Below are 315 nucleotides of genomic sequence, written 5' to 3' on the forward strand. Positions count from 1 at the left end.
TGGCCTTCGAGGACTTGTCCATCGCACTTGCTGAGGTCGAAGCGGAGAAGGAGAAACGGGCTGCCAAGACGGGTGATGGGGCTTCAACCAAGCCCGCCCCGAAACGCACCATCGGCAATCTGCCCGCTGCGCTGCCGCGCATCGAAGAGGTCATCGAGCCTGACAGCCTGATCTGCCCTTGCGGCTGTGGTGCCATGCACAAGATCGGCGAAGACCGCACGGAACGGCTGGACATCGTGCCTGCCCAGTTGCGCGTGATTGTCACCGTGCGCCCGAAATACGCCTGCCGGACCTGCACCGATGGGGTCACTCAGG

The 315-nt window shown here is 63.5% G+C and carries 1 protein-coding gene; it reads left to right on the plus strand.

Going from position 1 to position 315, the window contains the following annotated elements:
* On the plus strand, window positions 1-315 hold a 315-nt coding region (locus PMES_RS16375; protein ID WP_201289029.1), incomplete at both ends, for an IS66 family transposase zinc-finger binding domain-containing protein.

It is taken from the genome of Profundibacterium mesophilum KAUST100406-0324 (assembly GCF_009835145.1).
GTDB classification, from domain to species: Bacteria; Pseudomonadota; Alphaproteobacteria; order Rhodobacterales; family Rhodobacteraceae; genus Profundibacterium; species Profundibacterium mesophilum.